Genomic DNA, 15,382 nt, shown 5'->3' with positions numbered 1-15,382 from the left:
GAGACAACGCAATTCCGCGTTTCAGCGAGGGTCAAATGGCTAGCGCAGCGGCGGTTGCAGATCGGTTCCGGATGATTTCCGGCAATACACTGACACCGCTCCAATTGATTAAATTGACGTACATCGCGCACGGATGGAGCTTTCCACTGCGCGGCGACGGTTTGGTGCGGGACCGAGTGGAGGCGTGGCAGTACGGCCCCGTCTTCCCGGATCTGTATCATAAGCTGAAAGCGTTCCGCTCGGACGCCGTGACGATACCTATTCACCACTCTGACGAGCTTGGTCCCTTTGAGGCTGCGCACGTCGAAGAAGTTTACAAGGTGTATGGCGGCTTTTCTGGCGGCCAGCTTTCGACGATGACCCATAGGGATGGGACCCCGTGGGACATCGCCTGGAAGCGGGGACGGAACTCGCAGATCACCGATGAAATGATCGCGGAACATTATCGGCGCATTCACGCAGAACGGAATGGCGACCCGATCTGACGCGGCAATCGCCGCGCCAACTGCCGTTCCGCCGCCGGATGATGCAGATCGCGTCGAAAGCCGGGACGGCATGGCGGAGGAGTTAGCGTTTGCGAAAGGGATGAACCTTCGCGAACGCCGCACCCGACGCAAGCTGAACCGGATTTTGCGCGAAGATCAGGTGCAGTCGCATCTGCATCGGATTGTTGTTGCTGGGCTCTATCTACTTGCTGGGTCCGCCGCCCTGATGTTTTTGATGCTGATATGGCACCTCATCACGCCGTGGCGGGTGTTAACTGAGGCGCAGCTAGCAGATTTGAAGCAGTTGCTCTTCAGCGGTGCCGTAGGCGCAGGGGCTTCGGGCTTGGCAAAAAAGTACCTCGCCTTGAACAGCGACGATGGCGACGAGGCCTGATCAGCCTCGCACGATCAGTTCGCCGACCCGCTTCCCGCCACCCGCGTTCGTGCCGATCGTGTAGGTCGTCTCGACTTCCTCGACATCGAAGCGTCCGAAGACCTCGCGCGCGCCAGCCGTCGCATTGATCGATAGGATGAACTGCCCGCTGATCTAGGCCAACTGGTCGGCCAGCCGCTCTGCGTCTTTCTTAGGACCGCCGCACCTCGAACTCTCGAGTGCCTTGCTTGACCAGTACGCTATCGGCGTTCTTCCAAATCGTGAGCAGAGCTGTGGCAAGACTGAAAGCCGCCTCGTCGTCCGCGCACATGTCCAAATGGAAGGCGTGACTGGAAGCGAAGGATGCTCTGGGTTTGAACGTGTATGCCGGCACAATGCCCAGTAACAGCGGCGCAGAAATCCTGCGCTAAAGTCGCTCAAGCCGGCTCGGTACCTAACTCGCGAACCAGTTTCACGCGGATGATCAAGTTAATGAGAGATTGGCAGGACCCGGGGCGGGTCGGGGTAGCGAAACGCTCGGCCGACGGGCCCCGCCCTGCGGTACACTGCGCATACCGTATGGGTAGGGTCTGAAGATGCAACCATTCACCGCTGGTCGCGTTACGCGGTCCGATCCTCCCTGCTGGATTAGATTACGCCGCCGGCCATACCGGTCGGCGGCGGGTCTTTACTGAAGCTGTTTCTCGCCTGGCTGCTAATTTTTTCGGGCAGCCGGTTATCGCGTAACTATATGGTTAATTTTTTGTAACCATGAAACTTACGGGCCCAACGCGCGTCTGAGCGACTTCGCGCCCGAGTGGCTTTGGCGCGTTGCAGGGAGATCTCCATGAAGAAAGTTTCGATAGCGCTTGTCGCCGTGGCCGCGGCTGTCGGTGCCGCTTCGTCCGCAAACGCAGCTCAGACGATCGCCATCAGCGGCCCGAGCGGCACGTTCGGTGACGACGAAGTCACCTGCGCATCTGGCGTGACGTCGTGCACCTTCGAGCGCACCTTCACCTTCACCACCCCGTCGGGCTTCACGCTCGCCAGTGCTGATATCGGCTCGAACTACACCGGTAACAATCTGGCGGCGAACATCGATTTCACGCGCGTGACGCTGAACGGCGTGAACTTTACCACGCTCGCGACCGGTCAGCAGGAGTTCCGGAACCTTCTGAACCAGGCTTTGACTGCCGGCGGCACCAACACACTGTTCGTCAGTGGCACGTCGGGCGGCAACGCGGCCTTCGCCGGCACGCTCAGCTTCGCCGGCACCTCGGCCGTGCCGGAACCGGCCACCTGGGCCATGATGCTGATCGGCTTCGGCGGTGTCGGCGCGTCCATGCGTCGCCGCAAGCAGGCTGCGAGGGTCAACTTCGCCTAATCGGGTCTGCAACTCCCGGATTACGGTGGAGAGCCGCCAGCCGAGAGGCTGGCGGCTTTTCCTTTTCAGCGTGCCGGCACCGGCACCAACCGAGGGTTGGCTCGATCGCTGCGCAGCCATGCGTCCGCGATCTGCTTGCCGTTGCCCAGGTCGCCGCCCGAACAGTTCAACAGCTTGTCGATGCAGTTCGCCGTCCACGCGGCCATCGTGTCGTCATCCCACGCGCCGAACCAGTCGGAATGGAACGTCGAGCCCGGCCGCATCGGTGCCATGCCCGGCATCTTGTCCGACGACAGATACCAAGTGCGCGTCTGGGGCGTCCACGTTCCCGATCGGTCGAGCGTGTCGTCGACCGAATACCAGACCCCCATCGTGAAGGTGGGGATGACGTACCGGTGGGTCGACGGGCACTTCAGCTGGCCGTCGTTCGGGTCGTACATCGCATAGGCCATGTGGCTGCGATGGTCGGCGCTATCGAGGTCTTTGCCGTTCCAGCAGTCGGGGGCGTTGATCGACGCGCCCAAACGGTTGCCGGCGGGACAGTTCGCCGCGGCGGCCACGATGTCCGGATAGTGCCCCGACTTCGCGGTCGGACCGTCGCAGTTGAACCACAGCAGATAGCCCGGCGTACTGTTTGGGCCGTAGACATTGTGGCCGAAGACGTACCGCAGGCCGCGCGGGATCGGCACGCAGGCGATGCCTTGCACCTTGCAATAGGGGTCGGTCGCGGGCCGGCGCTTGTAATAGATGCTGACGTAGTCCGGGCGGACCACCATCCCATCGCCGTTGATCATCGCCGGCATCCAGTAGGCCGACCGGTTTAGGATGTTGCCGCAGGTGCTGTCGCCGGTGGTGCGGAGGCTCTCATAGGTCGAGTAGGCGTTCGCACCGGTGTTGCCGAAGAACTGATGCAGATGCGACTTGCCGGGCTGGCCTGGATAAACGACCGGGTCGTCGGCGCTGACCTGTCCCGCTTCGCAGATGAAGCGGAACGCTCCGACCACATCCGGCTTACCGGACGGCGGGATCGAGCCGTCGCCCCACGACGGGACCTGCAAGCCCTTCGTGTCGACGTTGGTCGCGATCTTCGGCAGTTCGACAGACGAAGATGCCGGGACCGGCGTCGTTACGACCGGCGGGGCCAGCCCCAGAGCCTTGTCCACCGCGGCGGCATAGGCGGGCAGCAGATAAGCCTTGTGCCCGTACCATGCCGGATTGACCGTCCCGTCGGTGGGGTGAAGGCCGTCGACATACATCGTCTTGTCGACCGGCGCTGCGTCCGTGCCCATCGCCGTCGCGGCGAAGTCCGCCACGCCATCGATCCGCTTGCCGACTTCAGCCCGGATCAGCGCGTTCGCCTCGCCCCTGCGCGCGGTGTGGATCGCGTTGTTCGCCTGCGGCAGGATCGTCGCGACGACGACCTTCGCCCCATCCGCGCGGAACGGTGCTGCATAGGCCATCAGCGCGGCGAACCAGTCCGACACCTTCGGATACAGGCTGACGTTCGACAGATCGTTCGCCCCGCCGAAGATCGTGACCGTTCCCGCATGGCGCGCGCGGTCTACCGCCTGGCGAACGACCATCTGCGCGATGCCGTCGCCACCGACCGCCGACTTGTAGCGGGTCAGCTTCGGGCGGGCAGCGGCATAGAGGTCGGCATAGCTGCCGCCCCACGCCGTGATGCTGTCACCGACCTGGAGCAGCGTGTTCGGATCGACCTTCACCACAGGCGGCGCCATCACCGGAGGCGTCAGCACGGCAATACGGTCGCGCCGGACCTTCGCCATCGCGACCGCCATATCCCGCGCGCGGTCGGCACAGTCAGCATCGGCCGTCAGCTTTGGAATGTCCTTCGACGCGGCAATGCGGTTCGAGGCGACCGAAGAACAGCCGCTGATCGTCTGCGCCGCCGCCGGAGCCGCGCCCAGCAACGCCAGGGCGGCGAGGATATAGCGGATCATGCTGCGCGCTCCATCAGCTGCCAGAACGGATCGTGGATGTTGATGACGCCGGAGATATTGGAGGCCGCGCGGAATGGGATGTAGACACCCATGAGCGGATTGGCGCCCGACAACGGGATCGGTCGCATCAGCCGCAGGCGCAGCGTTTCCGTCGTGTTGTCAGGGAACCCCTCGTTCTGCGCGCTGGTCCCAGGCCCCGGCATGGATTGGAACGAGGGGCTGCCGAAATACAGCGACGGCATGGACAGGCCAGTCAGCCCAACGATGTCGAGGTCCATCCCCGCCATGAAGCGACGGGTAGCGTCCCCGTTACTGACATCGGAGACGACAGGCTTGTAGGAGAACGTGATCGAGGCGCCATCGGTGGGGCTGCCCGAGACAGTTAGCGTCTGCTGTCGCCGCCCGTCCGCCGTGGTGGTGATGCTGGGCGTGACATTCAGACCGCCATTCCAGCTTAGCCCCCAAGTGTTGTTGTTGCTGCTCTGTCCGCCGGCACCGACAATCGTACCGGGGAACGCACCGCCTCCGGTCACGTAGTCGAGGCCCTGAGTGCCGAGCATCGCCGCACCCGAACCCAACACGTCCGCGTAGGGCAGCGTGGCGGGGTTGTAGAGCGAGTTCACGTACGAGCCGCCACGCGGGAAACGACGAGGGCACAGGTCGAGAAGGACCGGCGCAAGGATCGCCGCTACCGCACGGCAACCGGTATGCGACAGGTGCGTGCCGTCAGAAGTCACAGAGCCAAGGACGTTGGCCGACCCGCCACGCCAAGCCCAGGTGGTCGGTGTGCTGCTTTGCGGATCGATCAAAACACGCGTTGTATCGACGAACCGGATGCGGCCACCGCTGAGCTTCTCCTGTCGGCGCCACATCGCGGCCCAGCTTTGGCAGAGCGTCGGGTTCATGCCGAACAATCCCCACACTACAGCGGCAGTGCCTGCGTTCGCGTCCGGGTTGAAGAACGCGGTGATCACCTGCAACGTCCGCGTCATTGCCAGATCGAGAGCGGCTTGGTCTCCGGGGGTGTCGTTGTACAGCCCGCCGTCGGTGAACATCAGGTCGTAGCGGTAGCCGGCAGCGACGTCTGCGTTGAACTGCGTCAACTGGGGGCCGACCATGTGGGCAGAGCTAGCCTGACCGGTCGCGTAGGAAGCGCCTCGGTTCGCAACTACAGTCGAGTTGCTTACGTTGGTCAAGACGTCACGATGATCGAACGTCAGATAGGCGTCGTGATGACGCTGGAGTGTGTAGGCGAGCGTCTGACCGAAGCCCTGACTACCCGTCATGTGGCTGGTGCCGAAGGAACAGACCGTCATGGCGCCCGCAAACATCCCGGCCGCTCCCATCGCCAGCGCGCGGCCGGGATAAAGCTCCGCCGTCATGCCGTTGATCTTGTCGCCGCCGGCCTTGCCGGTGTCCCCAGCGCCAGCGGTCGTGTCGATGATAGTGCGCATTACGATGTCGCTCCGAGTTGCGGGCTATTCGAGCCCCAGGTGGCGGTGGATGATCCGAAGAAGGGCGAAGGTGCCGGGGCGGGCGCGCTGGGCGGCAGCGCTGGCGCGGTCAGCCCGAGGCCAAGGCGGAGGCCGAGCATCAGACGGCGTCCTTCAATGCGATGGTTTCGCCGGCATCGGTGACGGTGAAGTCACGAGTCTGCCCGGCGAGGATCAGATGCCCCTCCCCTTCGACTGCGACCGGCGTGCCGGTTCCGAACTTCGCCCAGACGTTGCCGGTCGCTGTGATGCTCCAGACCAGCCCGTCAGCCTTCGCCGCGACGATGGCCACGGGCGCCGAGGTGCTGGTGGTGGTTGCGGTCTTCGCCAGCGTGGGAACGGAGGTGATGACGGGCAGCGAGCCGCCCGTGTCGCTTCGTCATGCTTGGGAGAACGAGGTTATCCCGTCGGCGCCGTTCATCCCCGACATTTCAGAGAAGGATAAGCCCGGCCCGAAGGATCTGGTCTACACGCCGGAGCAGATCGCGCGCATCCTCGAAGCAGCGATCCGCATCCCGGAGCGGTGGCACGTCCACCTATTCGTGATGATTATGCTGTCGACCCACGGTCGCGGCGAAGCGATCCTCGAACTGGATGCCGAGTCGCAGGTTCGAGGCGGGCTGATCTACTTTAATGCGGCAGGCCGCGCGCAAACGAAGAAGCGGCGCTCGATCGTGCCGATCGCGCCGACGCTGGCGCCTTGGCTGGCCGATGTGACCGGCAAGGTTATCCAGTATCGGACCACCGACCGGGACGGCAACACGATCGTCAAACCGACAGCGAGCATCAAGACGGCGTTCGAGGCCTGCCTGATCGAAGCTGGCATTTGCGAGCAGGAGGTCGACGCTGACGGCAACGCCGTGTGGCACGAGCCGCGTCGCCGCCTGGGCGAGTCGCATCGCCGGCCGAAGCTACGTGGCATCGGCAGCCCGAACACGCTGCGTCACACGGTGTCGACCGAGCTTCACAAGCGCGGCGTGCCGGAAGCGCAGATCGACGCAGCGGCCGGTCACGCCGGCGTCGGCACGAACAAGAAGAACTACCGCCACCTGCGCCCTGACTACCTCGGCGAGTTCATCGAGGGCGTGGAGGACTACTGGCTGGAGATCGGGCAGTTCACGACCGCGCATCTGCGATACCAGCGCGATACCAACGTCATAGATTTGGCCGCGAAGCGCGCTGGCCGAAAATGAAAAAGGCCGCATTTCTGCGGCCTTTTCGGTGGTGGAGCCGAGGGGGATCGAACCCCTGACCTCTGCAATGCCATTGCAGCGCTCTCCCAGCTGAGCTACGGCCCCGAACCGTTGGGAAGCGCGCCTCTAAAGGGGTGGCGCGCCGATTGCAACCGGGTTTCTGGCGATTTTATCGAAAGCCCGAAACCCGGTCGCGAATTTGATCAATTCTCTTCGTCTTCGTCCGCGGTCTTGACGCCCAGATCGTCGTCGCCACCCAGATCGACGTCGTCGTCGGCCGAGGGTTCTTCCTCCTCGTCGACGTCCAGTTCCAGATCGTCGCCGCCCAGATCGCTGTCGGCGTCTTCCTTCTTCTCGGTCTTGACCTGTTCGAACGGCAGCGGCTGCTTCGACTTCAGGATCGGTTCCGGTTCCCAGTTCACGCCGCATGCGATGCAGGTGACGGGCTCTTCGTTACCGAGGTCATAGAAACGCGTACCGCACTTCGGGCACGTACGCTTCGTGCCCCATTCGGGCTTGATCATGGCTGCTCTCGCATCCTGTATAGGAAAGGGGTCTCGGCGACCGTGGAGCCGCAAAGTGGGGCGCGCCTTGCCATAGCGCAAGCGCACTGTCAAAGACCCGCCGCGATGAGCCATGCCACCCCCTCCCCGCTCACGATGGCCGCACGCGGTCCCCTCACCGGGCACGTCCGCGTCCCCGGTGACAAGTCGATCAGCCACCGCTCGCTGATGCTGTCCGCGCTCGCCGTCGGCGAAAGCATGGTCGAGGGGCTGCTGGAGGGCGAGGACGTGCTCGCCACCGCCGCCGCAATGCGGGCGATGGGTGCACAGATCGAACGCGGTTCCGATGGCGTGTGGCGCATCCACGGCGTCGGCGTCGGCGGACTGCTCCAGCCCGCGACGGCGCTCGACATGGGCAATTCCGGCACCTCGACGCGGCTGCTGATGGGCCTAGTCACCAGCCACGCGATCACCGCGACCTTCATCGGTGACGCGTCGCTCAGCAAGCGGCCGATGGGACGCGTCATCGATCCGCTGTCGACGATGGGGGCGGACATCACGGCGAGCCCCGGTGGTCGCCTGCCGCTGATGCTGCGCGGAATCGTGCCGGCGGTGCCGATCACCTATACGCTGCCGGTCGCCTCGGCGCAGGTGAAGTCGGCGATCCTGCTCGCCGGCCTCAACACGCCGGGCATCACCCGCGTGATCGAGCCCGTCCCCACCCGCGACCATAGCGAGCGGATGCTGGCGGGCTTCGGCGCGCAACTGACCGTCGAGGAGTCGGCCGAAGGTCGCGTCATCTCGATCCACGGCGAGGCGGAACTGAAGCCCCAGGCGATCACCGTTCCCGGCGACCCGTCCTCGGCGGCCTTCTGGATGGTCGCCGCGTCGATCGTTCCGGGGTCCGACATCGTGATCGAGAATGTCGGCCTGAACCCGACCCGCGCCGGTCTCGTCACCGCGTTGCGCCTGATGGGCGCCGACATCACCGAACAGGACGCCCGCACCGTCGGCGGCGAACCGGTCGCCGACCTGCGCGTCCGCCACGCCGCCCTGTCGGCGATCGAAGTGCCGGCCGAACTCGCCCCGAGCATGATCGACGAATATCCCGCGCTGTTCGTCGCCGCGGCGTACGCACAGGGAACGACGATCGCCCGCGGTGCGGAGGAACTGCGCGTCAAGGAATCCGACCGCATCACCGCCATGGCGACCGCTCTGACGGCATGCGGCGTGACGTGCAGCGAATATGAGGACGGGCTGGCCGTCACCGGTACCGGCGGCGACCCGATCCCCGGCGGCGGGCGGGTCGAGACCCATCTCGATCACCGCATCGCGATGAGCATGGCTGTGGCCGCCCTTAATGCGCGGGCACCGATCACGCTCGACGACGCCGGCCCGGTCGCGACCAGCTATCCGACCTTCTTCGCCACGCTCGATGCGCTGGCCCCGATCGAGCAAGCCGCATGATCATCGCCGTCGATGGTCCCGCCGCATCCGGCAAGGGCACGATCGCCAAGGCGCTGGCACGCCACTACAAGCTGCCGCATCTCGACACGGGCCTGCTCTACCGGGCGGTCGCCGCGACCGTGCTCGACCAGGCACTCGACCCCGAGGCAGAGGCTGATGCCGTCGCCAGTTGCGACTTCGACGAGGCGCTGCTGGCCGACGACCGGCTGAAAGACGACCTGATCGGCAAGACTGCGTCGATCGTCAGCGCCCACCCGCTGGTCCGCGCCGCGCTCCTCCAACGCCAGAAGCGCTTCGCGGCCCAGCCCGGCGGCGCGGTGCTCGACGGCCGCGACATCGGCACCGTCATCGCTCCGAATGCGGTGGCCAAGCTGTTCGTCAAGGCGACCCCGATGATCCGCGCCCAGCGCCGCCACGCCGAACTGCGTGGGCGCGGGTCGAACGCGAGCTTCGACCGCGTGCTGGCCGACATCCGCGCCCGCGACGAACGCGACAGCACCCGCAGCCAGGCCCCGCTCAAGGCCGCCGAGGATGCCGTGGTGCTCGATACAAGCTTCCTCTCGATCGAAGCGTCGATCCAGCGCGCCGTGGGAATCGTCGACGCAGCGGTGGCGCGGCATCGGTTGTAAGCCGCCGTAACGGCAAGGACCTTGCCATCCGGCCTCTTTTCTACTAACGGCGCGCGGTCCGACGAGCGTCATGCGTTCGCGGAGGACGGCGCCGGCCACGGCTGAGCGCCCTTTTCGCATATCCGCGTCAAGCTGTCCCCCGCGTGCCTGCCGCCCGCCCGGATGCCGCGTCCGACACACGGTCGCCGCGGCGGATCGGCTAGAAGACCGCCGGATACAACCGGCCGGCCGGAAAAATGACTGAGGACTAACCCACTTATGGCAACTGCCGCCAATCCTACCCGCGACGATTTCGCCGCGCTGCTCGACGAGACGTTCGGCGCCGCCGACAGCTTCGAAGGCCGTGTCGTCGTCGGTACCGTCACCGCGATCGAGAACGACCTGGCCGTCATCGACGTCGGCCTCAAGAGCGAAGGCCGCGTGCCGCTGCGCGAATTCGCCGCTCCGGGCCAGAAGGCCGAACTGAAGGTCGGTGACGAAGTCCATGTCTATGTCGACCGCGTCGAGAACGCGAACGGCGAAGCGATGCTGTCGCGCGACCGCGCCCGCCGCGAAGCCGCCTGGGACAAGCTAGAAGGCGAATTCGCCCAGAACAACCGCGTCGAAGGCGTGATCTTCGGCCGCGTGAAGGGCGGCTTCACCGTCGACCTCGCCGGCGCCGTGGCCTTCCTGCCGGGCTCGCAGGTCGACATCCGTCCGGTCCGCGACGTGACTCCGCTGATGGACATCCCGCAGCCGTTCCAGATCCTGAAGATGGACCGCAAGCGCGGCAACATCGTCGTCAGCCGCCGCGCGGTCCTGGAAGAGACCCGCGCCGAGCAGCGTTCGGGCCTGATCCAGTCGCTGCATGAAGGCCAGATCATCGACGGCGTCGTCAAGAACATCACCGATTACGGTGCGTTCGTCGACCTGGGCGGCATCGACGGCCTGCTGCACGTCACCGACCTGTCGTACAAGCGCGTCGGCCACCCGAACGAGGTGCTGAACATCGGCGACACCGTGAAGGTGCAGATCATCCGCATCAACAAGGACACGCAGCGCATCTCGCTGGGCATGAAGCAGCTCGAGAGCGATCCGTGGGATGGCGCGTCGAGCAAGTATCCGGTCGGCGCCAAGCTGTCGGGCCGCGTCACGAACATCACCGAATATGGTGCGTTCGTCGAGCTGGAAGCCGGCATCGAGGGCCTGGTCCACGTGTCCGAAATGTCCTGGACCAAGAAGAACGTTCACCCGGGCAAGATCGTCTCGACCAGCCAGGAAGTCGAAGTCGTCGTCCTGGAAGTCGATGCCGAGAAGCGTCGCATCTCGCTCGGCCTGAAGCAGGCGCAGAACAACCCGTGGGAAGCCTTCGAGGCTGCGCACCCGGTCGGTTCGACCGTCGAGGGCGAAGTCAAGAACGCGACCGAATTCGGTCTGTTCATCGGCCTGGACAACGATGTCGACGGCATGGTCCACATGTCCGACATCGCCTGGGGCATCTCGGGTGAAGACGCGCTCAATCTGCACCGCAAGGGCGAGACGGTTCAGGCCGTCGTGCTCGCGATTGAGCCGGACAAGGAGCGTATCTCGCTCGGCATGAAGCAGCTCGAGCGTGGTGGCCCGGTTGCGGCCGGCGCTGGCGACAAGCTGAACAAGAATGCGATCGTCACCGTGACCGTCCTCGAAGTTCGCGATGCGGGCCTCGAAGTGCAGCAGGGCGACGATGGCGCGACCGGCTTCATCAAGCGCACCGATCTCGGTCGCGACCGCGACGAGCAGCGTCCGGAGCGTTTCCAGGTTGGCCAGAAGTTCGACGCGATGGTCACCGGCTTCGATCGTTCGAAGAAGCCGACCTTCTCGATCAAGGCGATGCAGATCGCCGAAGAGAAGCAGGCCGTTCAGCAGTATGGTTCGTCCGATTCGGGTGCGTCGCTGGGCGACATCCTGGGCGAAGCGCTGAAGGCTCGGAACGCCGAGACCAAGTAACGCCAAGTTATTGGTTAAAAACGGGGCGGTGAAGAAATTCACCGCCCTTTTTTCGTTTCCGGGATTGATGAAGATCATATCGTCGGCGTAAGAGGGCCTACGCAAGGACGGCCAACGACGGCCATCCAAACGGGGACGCTCTTGGGGGGCGGAATGATCCGGTCTGAATTAGTGCAACTGCTGGCGCATGATCACGCCGATCTGACGACGCGCGATATCGAGAAGATCGTCGACGTCTTTTTCGAACGCATCGTGTCGCAACTTATCAAGGACGGTCGCGTCGAACTGCGCGGCTTCGGGGCATTTTCGACGCGGGCGCGCAATGCGCGGACGGGGCGCAACCCACGAACCGGCGAATCGGTCGACGTCGACGCGAAGCGGGTGCCGTATTTCAAGCCAGGCAAGGAAATGCGCGCGCGGTTGAATGTGTGAGTGAGGCGGCAGTGGGTAACGAGAGTAGAGCGCAGCGAGCGACCGTTACCTACTGACTCGCCGAACTGCGGCCAGCCTTGCTGAAGGCAAGGACTGACGTCACGACGCGGCTTTGCCGCGGCGGGTTTTTCAGCCAAAGCTTTCCCCTATGAAGACCAAAGCGCGCAGAGCCGTCATGCGAGTAAATCGCATGACGTCGGTCGGGCTAAAGCCCGCCGGCCGGCTCGACGGAGTCCGAAACAAGCTACGCTTGTGTCTGGCTCTGTCAGCGCTAAATCGCATGACGTCGGACAGGCTTTCGCCTGCCGGCCGGCTCGACGGTGTCGGAACCAAGCTCCGCTTGCTTCTCGCTCCGTCAGCGCGCGGACGTGGCGAAATTGGTAGACGCACGGGACTTAAAATCCCTCGCCCGTTTGGGTGTGCGGGTTCGAGTCCCGCCGTCCGCACCATCATTGCAGCGCTGTCGGCCACGCTGGCGCTTACCGGCTGCGAAAAGCGGCCCGACGATATTCCTGTCGATGTCAGCATCATCGGGCCTGCCCCCCTGGCCGCCGATCCGCGTCGCGGGCCGATGCCCGCGGGCGCGCGCGTCTTGCGTGATTCGGTTGCGCAGGGTCTGGTCCGCTTCGATGCATCGGGCGGGATCGAGCCGGGGCTGGCCGAACGCTGGATCGTCATCGACGATGGCCGCAGCCTGATCTTTCGCCTGCGGGACACGGTGTGGAGCGACGGACGCCCGGTCGTCGCCGCCGACGTCGTCCGCCAACTCAAGCGCGCAGTCGGCAGCGACTCGCGCAACGCCCTCCTCCCCTATCTCACCGCGATCGACGAAATCGTCGCGATGACGCCGCAGGTCATCGAGGTGCGACTGTCGCGCCCGCGTCCCGACCTGTTGAAATTGTTCGCTCAGCCCGAACTCGGCATCACCGCGCCGGGCAGCGGCGAAGGCAGCGGGCCGTTCCGCATCGACGAAGCGACGGCGTCGAGCGTGTTGCTGCGCCCGGTGGCCGATCCCGCAGACGAGGATGACGCCCGCCCGGAAGGCCCCAAGCCGCAGGAACTGGTCCGGCTGCGCGCCGAACGCGCGAGCGTCGCCATCCTCCGCTTTGCCCAGAGGCGGTCGGATCTCGTCGAAGGCGGCACGTTCCTCGACTGGCCGCTGATCGGCGTGAGCGAGGTTCCGCCTGCCAATATCCGCCTCGACCCCGCCGCCGGGCTGTTCGGCCTGCTCGTGTCGCGCCGTGACGGTTTCCTGTCGACCCGCGACAACCGCTCCGCCATCGCGCTGGCGATCGACCGGGCGCTGGTCACCTCAGCCTTTTCCGACGGATGGGCGCCGACCGATACGATCCTGCCGGAAACGCTCGATTCGGCGTCGCCCCCGGCGCAGCCCGACTGGTCGAGCGTGCCCGACAGCGAGCGGCTGGCGATGGCGCAGGCGCGGGTGGTCACCTATCGCCGCACCGCGCCCGAGCCGCTGGTCCTGCGCATCGCTCTGCCCTCAGGGCCGGGCGCGACATTGCTCTACGGCCAGATCGCAGCCGGCATCGCGCGGCTCGGCATCGGAGCGGAGCGGGTCGCGATCGACGATCCGACGGCGCACCTGCGCCTGATCGATCGAGTCGCGCCCTATGACAGTGCGCGCTGGTATCTGCGCGCGGCGTGCCAGCCCTGTGCGCTGCCGATCGCCCAGCTGATCGCCGGCATCCGCGTGGCGCCCGACGTCGCAACGCGGGCAAGCATGCTTGCGCAGGCCGACTCGGCGCTGACCGCGGATGTCGCCTATATTCCGCTTGCCCGGCCATTGCGCTGGTCGCTTGTCGCGCAACGGCTCAGCCAATGGACGCCGAACACCCGCGCCTTCCACCCGTTGAACCGGTTGCGCCCCGATCCCAAATAACCGGGCATGACCCGCCCTATCCCGATGGCCGCCGCCCCCCGCCTGTCGCTCGGCACCGACATCGCCGCCGTTCGGACACGCATCGAAACGATGGAGCGGCTGCTGGAGCGCAGCTTCGTCGTGCCGGGCATCAATCGCCCGGTTGGTCTGGACGCGATCCTGGGGCTGATGCCCGTCGCAGGCGACCTGATCGCGACCGCGATGGGCGTATGGATCGTCTGGGAAGCGCGCAACCTCGGCCTGTCGAAATGGCAGCTGGCCCGGATGGCGGCAAACGTCGGGTTCGACACCGTCATCGGCGCGGTGCCGGTGATCGGCGACGCGGCCGACTTTTTCTTCCGCTCGAACACCCGCAACCTGCGGATCATTCGTAAGCACCTCGACAAGCACCACCCGGCCGGGGCGACGCTCCAGGGTTAGGCGCGTCCGCCCCGCCAGATCTTCACGGGCTGCGATGGCTTCAACCCGCCCTGGTGCGCTGGGCACGCCGCATAGGCGAAGCGCTTGTCGAGGCAGATCCACACCTCGTCCAGCCAGCCCTGACGCGTAGCGGTGATCCGCATCATGTTCGCCGTAAGACCGCGGTTCGCGCGCGCGATCGCGGTGGCCACCTGGCCCGCGGTCAGTCGCGGACGGCGCGACAAGGCCATCATGTCGGGATAGCGAAGCCGGCCGTAGAGCGCCGTCGAGCGGCGGAAATACTCGCGCGGGGACACACCCATGCAGGTCCCATGCTTGGCATATTCGTGCTGGAGCAGTTGCGCTGATGGCGTAGCGCACAGGTTGCGGCGGATTTCGGCGGCATCGAGGATGGGCGACGAGGTGCAATATTGCGGCCAGTCCTTGCCCTCGCCGTCCGGCCATAGGCCATGCAGCGTGAAGCCGAAGCGGTTACCGCTGCCGCACTGGAAGGCGGATGAGTCGCGATCCCCGCTGTCGCGGCAATATTGCGGCGCCCAAGTGAGAGCGAGCGTGTAGCCGCCGATCGGCAGCACGCGCCTGGGCTGCTGCAACGTTGGCAGGTCGGCGCGCGGCGCGGCGATGCTGTCGGGAACGCGGCAGACATAGGCCTGCGCGGACGCCACGGCCGGGGTAGCGATGGCGGCGAAAGTCAGGACGGCGCGCAGCATTATGCGACCGGCTCGCGCGGGCTGTCTTCGCCGAACCACGGCTTCGCATCGGGACGGAACAGCATCGCGGCAGCGGCGATGTTCAGCACGACGCCGGCGAGACCGAGAATACCGGCGATCCCGGCCGGATATTGGCCGCGCGCGAACGACAGCGCGAGCCCGGCTACGCCGAGCGCAGTCAGGCCGACCATGATCCACTTGGCGACGACACTGCCCTTGCGCGCGATGAAGAACCATAGGATCAGCGGGATCGCCAGGCCGATCGCGGTGATCGTCGACAGATACCAGCTGCCGACCTGCTCGGCGGCGGCGATGATCCGCGGGTCCTGGCGGACGTTTGTCCAACTGATCAGCGTGTTGATCAGCCCGACGGCCCAGCCGCCCAGGTAACAGCGTTCGAACAGATCGATCGATTTCGGCCGCAGCATGTCGGTTCCCTTCCCCACTTCGCCGCCCAGACTAGCGAA

General features: G+C 65.4%; 16 protein-coding genes and 2 tRNA genes. 11 read left to right on the top strand and 7 right to left on the bottom strand.

The window, feature by feature from the left end:
* The first annotated feature begins 35 nt into the window (after positions 1–35).
* The 3 genes from ACFSC3_RS05190 to ACFSC3_RS05180 all read left to right on the top strand — a co-directional run bounded on the left by ACFSC3_RS05190 (position 36) and on the right by ACFSC3_RS05180 (position 2,242).
* Entirely contained in the window at positions 36–485 is a 450-nt protein-coding gene (locus ACFSC3_RS05190; RefSeq protein ID WP_380939336.1) for a Panacea domain-containing protein, read from the top strand.
* Entirely contained in the window at positions 469–879 is a 411-nt protein-coding gene (locus tag ACFSC3_RS05185; protein WP_380939335.1) for a hypothetical protein, read from the top strand. The genes ACFSC3_RS05190 and ACFSC3_RS05185 overlap by 17 nt, the downstream gene beginning before the upstream one ends.
* A gap of 856 nt (positions 880–1,735) precedes the next feature.
* A complete protein-coding gene (locus ACFSC3_RS05180) occupies positions 1,736–2,242 on the top strand; it encodes an FxDxF family PEP-CTERM protein (RefSeq protein ID WP_380939334.1) in 507 nt (168 codons plus the stop codon).
* Positions 2,243–2,307: 65 nt separating this feature from the next.
* Here ACFSC3_RS05180 and ACFSC3_RS05175 read toward each other — a convergent pair whose 3' ends face one another.
* From ACFSC3_RS05175 to ACFSC3_RS05165, 3 genes are all read right to left on the bottom strand, one after another.
* Entirely contained in the window at positions 2,308–4,203 is a 1,896-nt protein-coding gene (locus ACFSC3_RS05175) for a DUF1996 domain-containing protein (RefSeq protein WP_380939333.1), read from the bottom strand.
* Complete coding sequence (locus ACFSC3_RS05170) at positions 4,200–5,657, bottom strand: hypothetical protein (RefSeq protein WP_380939332.1); 1,458 nt, start codon at positions 5,655–5,657, stop codon at positions 4,200–4,202. The genes ACFSC3_RS05175 and ACFSC3_RS05170 overlap by 4 nt, the downstream gene beginning before the upstream one ends.
* Before the next feature lie 139 nt (positions 5,658–5,796).
* Complete coding sequence (locus tag ACFSC3_RS05165) at positions 5,797–5,988, bottom strand: hypothetical protein (RefSeq protein ID WP_380939331.1); 192 nt, start codon at positions 5,986–5,988, stop codon at positions 5,797–5,799.
* Here ACFSC3_RS05165 and ACFSC3_RS05160 point away from each other — a divergent pair.
* Complete coding sequence (locus tag ACFSC3_RS05160) at positions 5,981–6,889, top strand: tyrosine-type recombinase/integrase (RefSeq protein ID WP_380939330.1); 909 nt, start codon at positions 5,981–5,983, stop codon at positions 6,887–6,889. The genes ACFSC3_RS05165 and ACFSC3_RS05160 overlap by 8 nt on opposite strands.
* A 29-nt stretch (positions 6,890–6,918) precedes the next feature.
* On the opposite strand, the gene ACFSC3_RS05155 is transcribed toward ACFSC3_RS05160, so the two are convergent.
* Together ACFSC3_RS05155 and ACFSC3_RS05150 are read right to left on the bottom strand one after the other, a co-directional pair.
* A tRNA-Ala gene (locus tag ACFSC3_RS05155) sits at positions 6,919–6,994 on the bottom strand.
* A 98-nt stretch (positions 6,995–7,092) separates the two neighbouring features.
* Positions 7,093–7,413 carry a TIGR02300 family protein gene (locus ACFSC3_RS05150; protein WP_380939329.1) on the bottom strand — a complete coding sequence of 107 codons (321 nt, stop codon included), beginning with the start codon at positions 7,411–7,413 and terminating at the stop codon, positions 7,093–7,095.
* Positions 7,414–7,518: 105 nt separating this feature from the next.
* On the opposite strand from ACFSC3_RS05150, the gene aroA reads away from it, so the two are divergent.
* The 7 genes from aroA to ACFSC3_RS05115 all read left to right on the top strand — a co-directional run bounded on the left by aroA (position 7,519) and on the right by ACFSC3_RS05115 (position 14,205).
* Positions 7,519–8,859 (top strand): 3-phosphoshikimate 1-carboxyvinyltransferase, encoded by a 1,341-nt coding sequence (gene aroA, locus ACFSC3_RS05145; protein ID WP_380939328.1) that lies wholly within the window; start codon positions 7,519–7,521, stop codon positions 8,857–8,859.
* Positions 8,856–9,488 carry a (d)CMP kinase gene (gene cmk, locus ACFSC3_RS05140; RefSeq protein WP_380939327.1) on the top strand — a complete coding sequence of 211 codons (633 nt, stop codon included), beginning with the start codon at positions 8,856–8,858 and terminating at the stop codon, positions 9,486–9,488. The genes aroA and cmk overlap by 4 nt, the downstream gene beginning before the upstream one ends.
* Positions 9,489–9,746: 258 nt before the next feature.
* The gene (rpsA, locus tag ACFSC3_RS05135; RefSeq protein WP_380939326.1) at positions 9,747–11,453 is read left to right on the top strand and encodes a 30S ribosomal protein S1; all 1,707 of its coding nucleotides are present in this window, start codon (positions 9,747–9,749) and stop codon (positions 11,451–11,453) included.
* A gap of 153 nt (positions 11,454–11,606) precedes the next feature.
* A complete protein-coding gene (locus ACFSC3_RS05130; protein WP_380939325.1) occupies positions 11,607–11,885 on the top strand; it encodes an integration host factor subunit beta in 279 nt (92 codons plus the stop codon).
* Positions 11,886–12,247: 362 nt separating this feature from the next.
* Positions 12,248–12,334, top strand: a tRNA-Leu gene (locus ACFSC3_RS05125).
* A 143-nt stretch (positions 12,335–12,477) separates the two neighbouring features.
* Positions 12,478–13,785 carry an ABC transporter substrate-binding protein gene (locus ACFSC3_RS05120; RefSeq protein ID WP_380939324.1) on the top strand — a complete coding sequence of 436 codons (1,308 nt, stop codon included), beginning with the start codon at positions 12,478–12,480 and terminating at the stop codon, positions 13,783–13,785.
* Positions 13,786–13,791: 6 nt separating this feature from the next.
* A complete protein-coding gene (locus ACFSC3_RS05115; RefSeq protein WP_380939323.1) occupies positions 13,792–14,205 on the top strand; it encodes a DUF4112 domain-containing protein in 414 nt (137 codons plus the stop codon).
* On the opposite strand, the gene ACFSC3_RS05110 is transcribed toward ACFSC3_RS05115, so the two are convergent.
* The gene (locus ACFSC3_RS05110; protein ID WP_380939322.1) at positions 14,202–14,915 is read right to left on the bottom strand and encodes a ribonuclease T2 family protein; all 714 of its coding nucleotides are present in this window, start codon (positions 14,913–14,915) and stop codon (positions 14,202–14,204) included. The genes ACFSC3_RS05115 and ACFSC3_RS05110 overlap by 4 nt on opposite strands.
* Positions 14,915–15,343 carry a hypothetical protein gene (locus tag ACFSC3_RS05105; RefSeq protein WP_380939321.1) on the bottom strand — a complete coding sequence of 143 codons (429 nt, stop codon included), beginning with the start codon at positions 15,341–15,343 and terminating at the stop codon, positions 14,915–14,917. The genes ACFSC3_RS05110 and ACFSC3_RS05105 overlap by 1 nt, the downstream gene beginning before the upstream one ends.
* Positions 15,344–15,382 lie beyond the last annotated feature (39 nt).

Origin of the sequence: Sphingomonas floccifaciens, from assembly GCF_042681125.1 — a bacterium.
Lineage (GTDB): Bacteria > Pseudomonadota > Alphaproteobacteria > Sphingomonadales > Sphingomonadaceae > Sphingomonas > Sphingomonas floccifaciens.
Note: the sequence above shows the minus strand (reverse complement) of the source record. Positions and strands in the feature narration are given on the sequence as shown.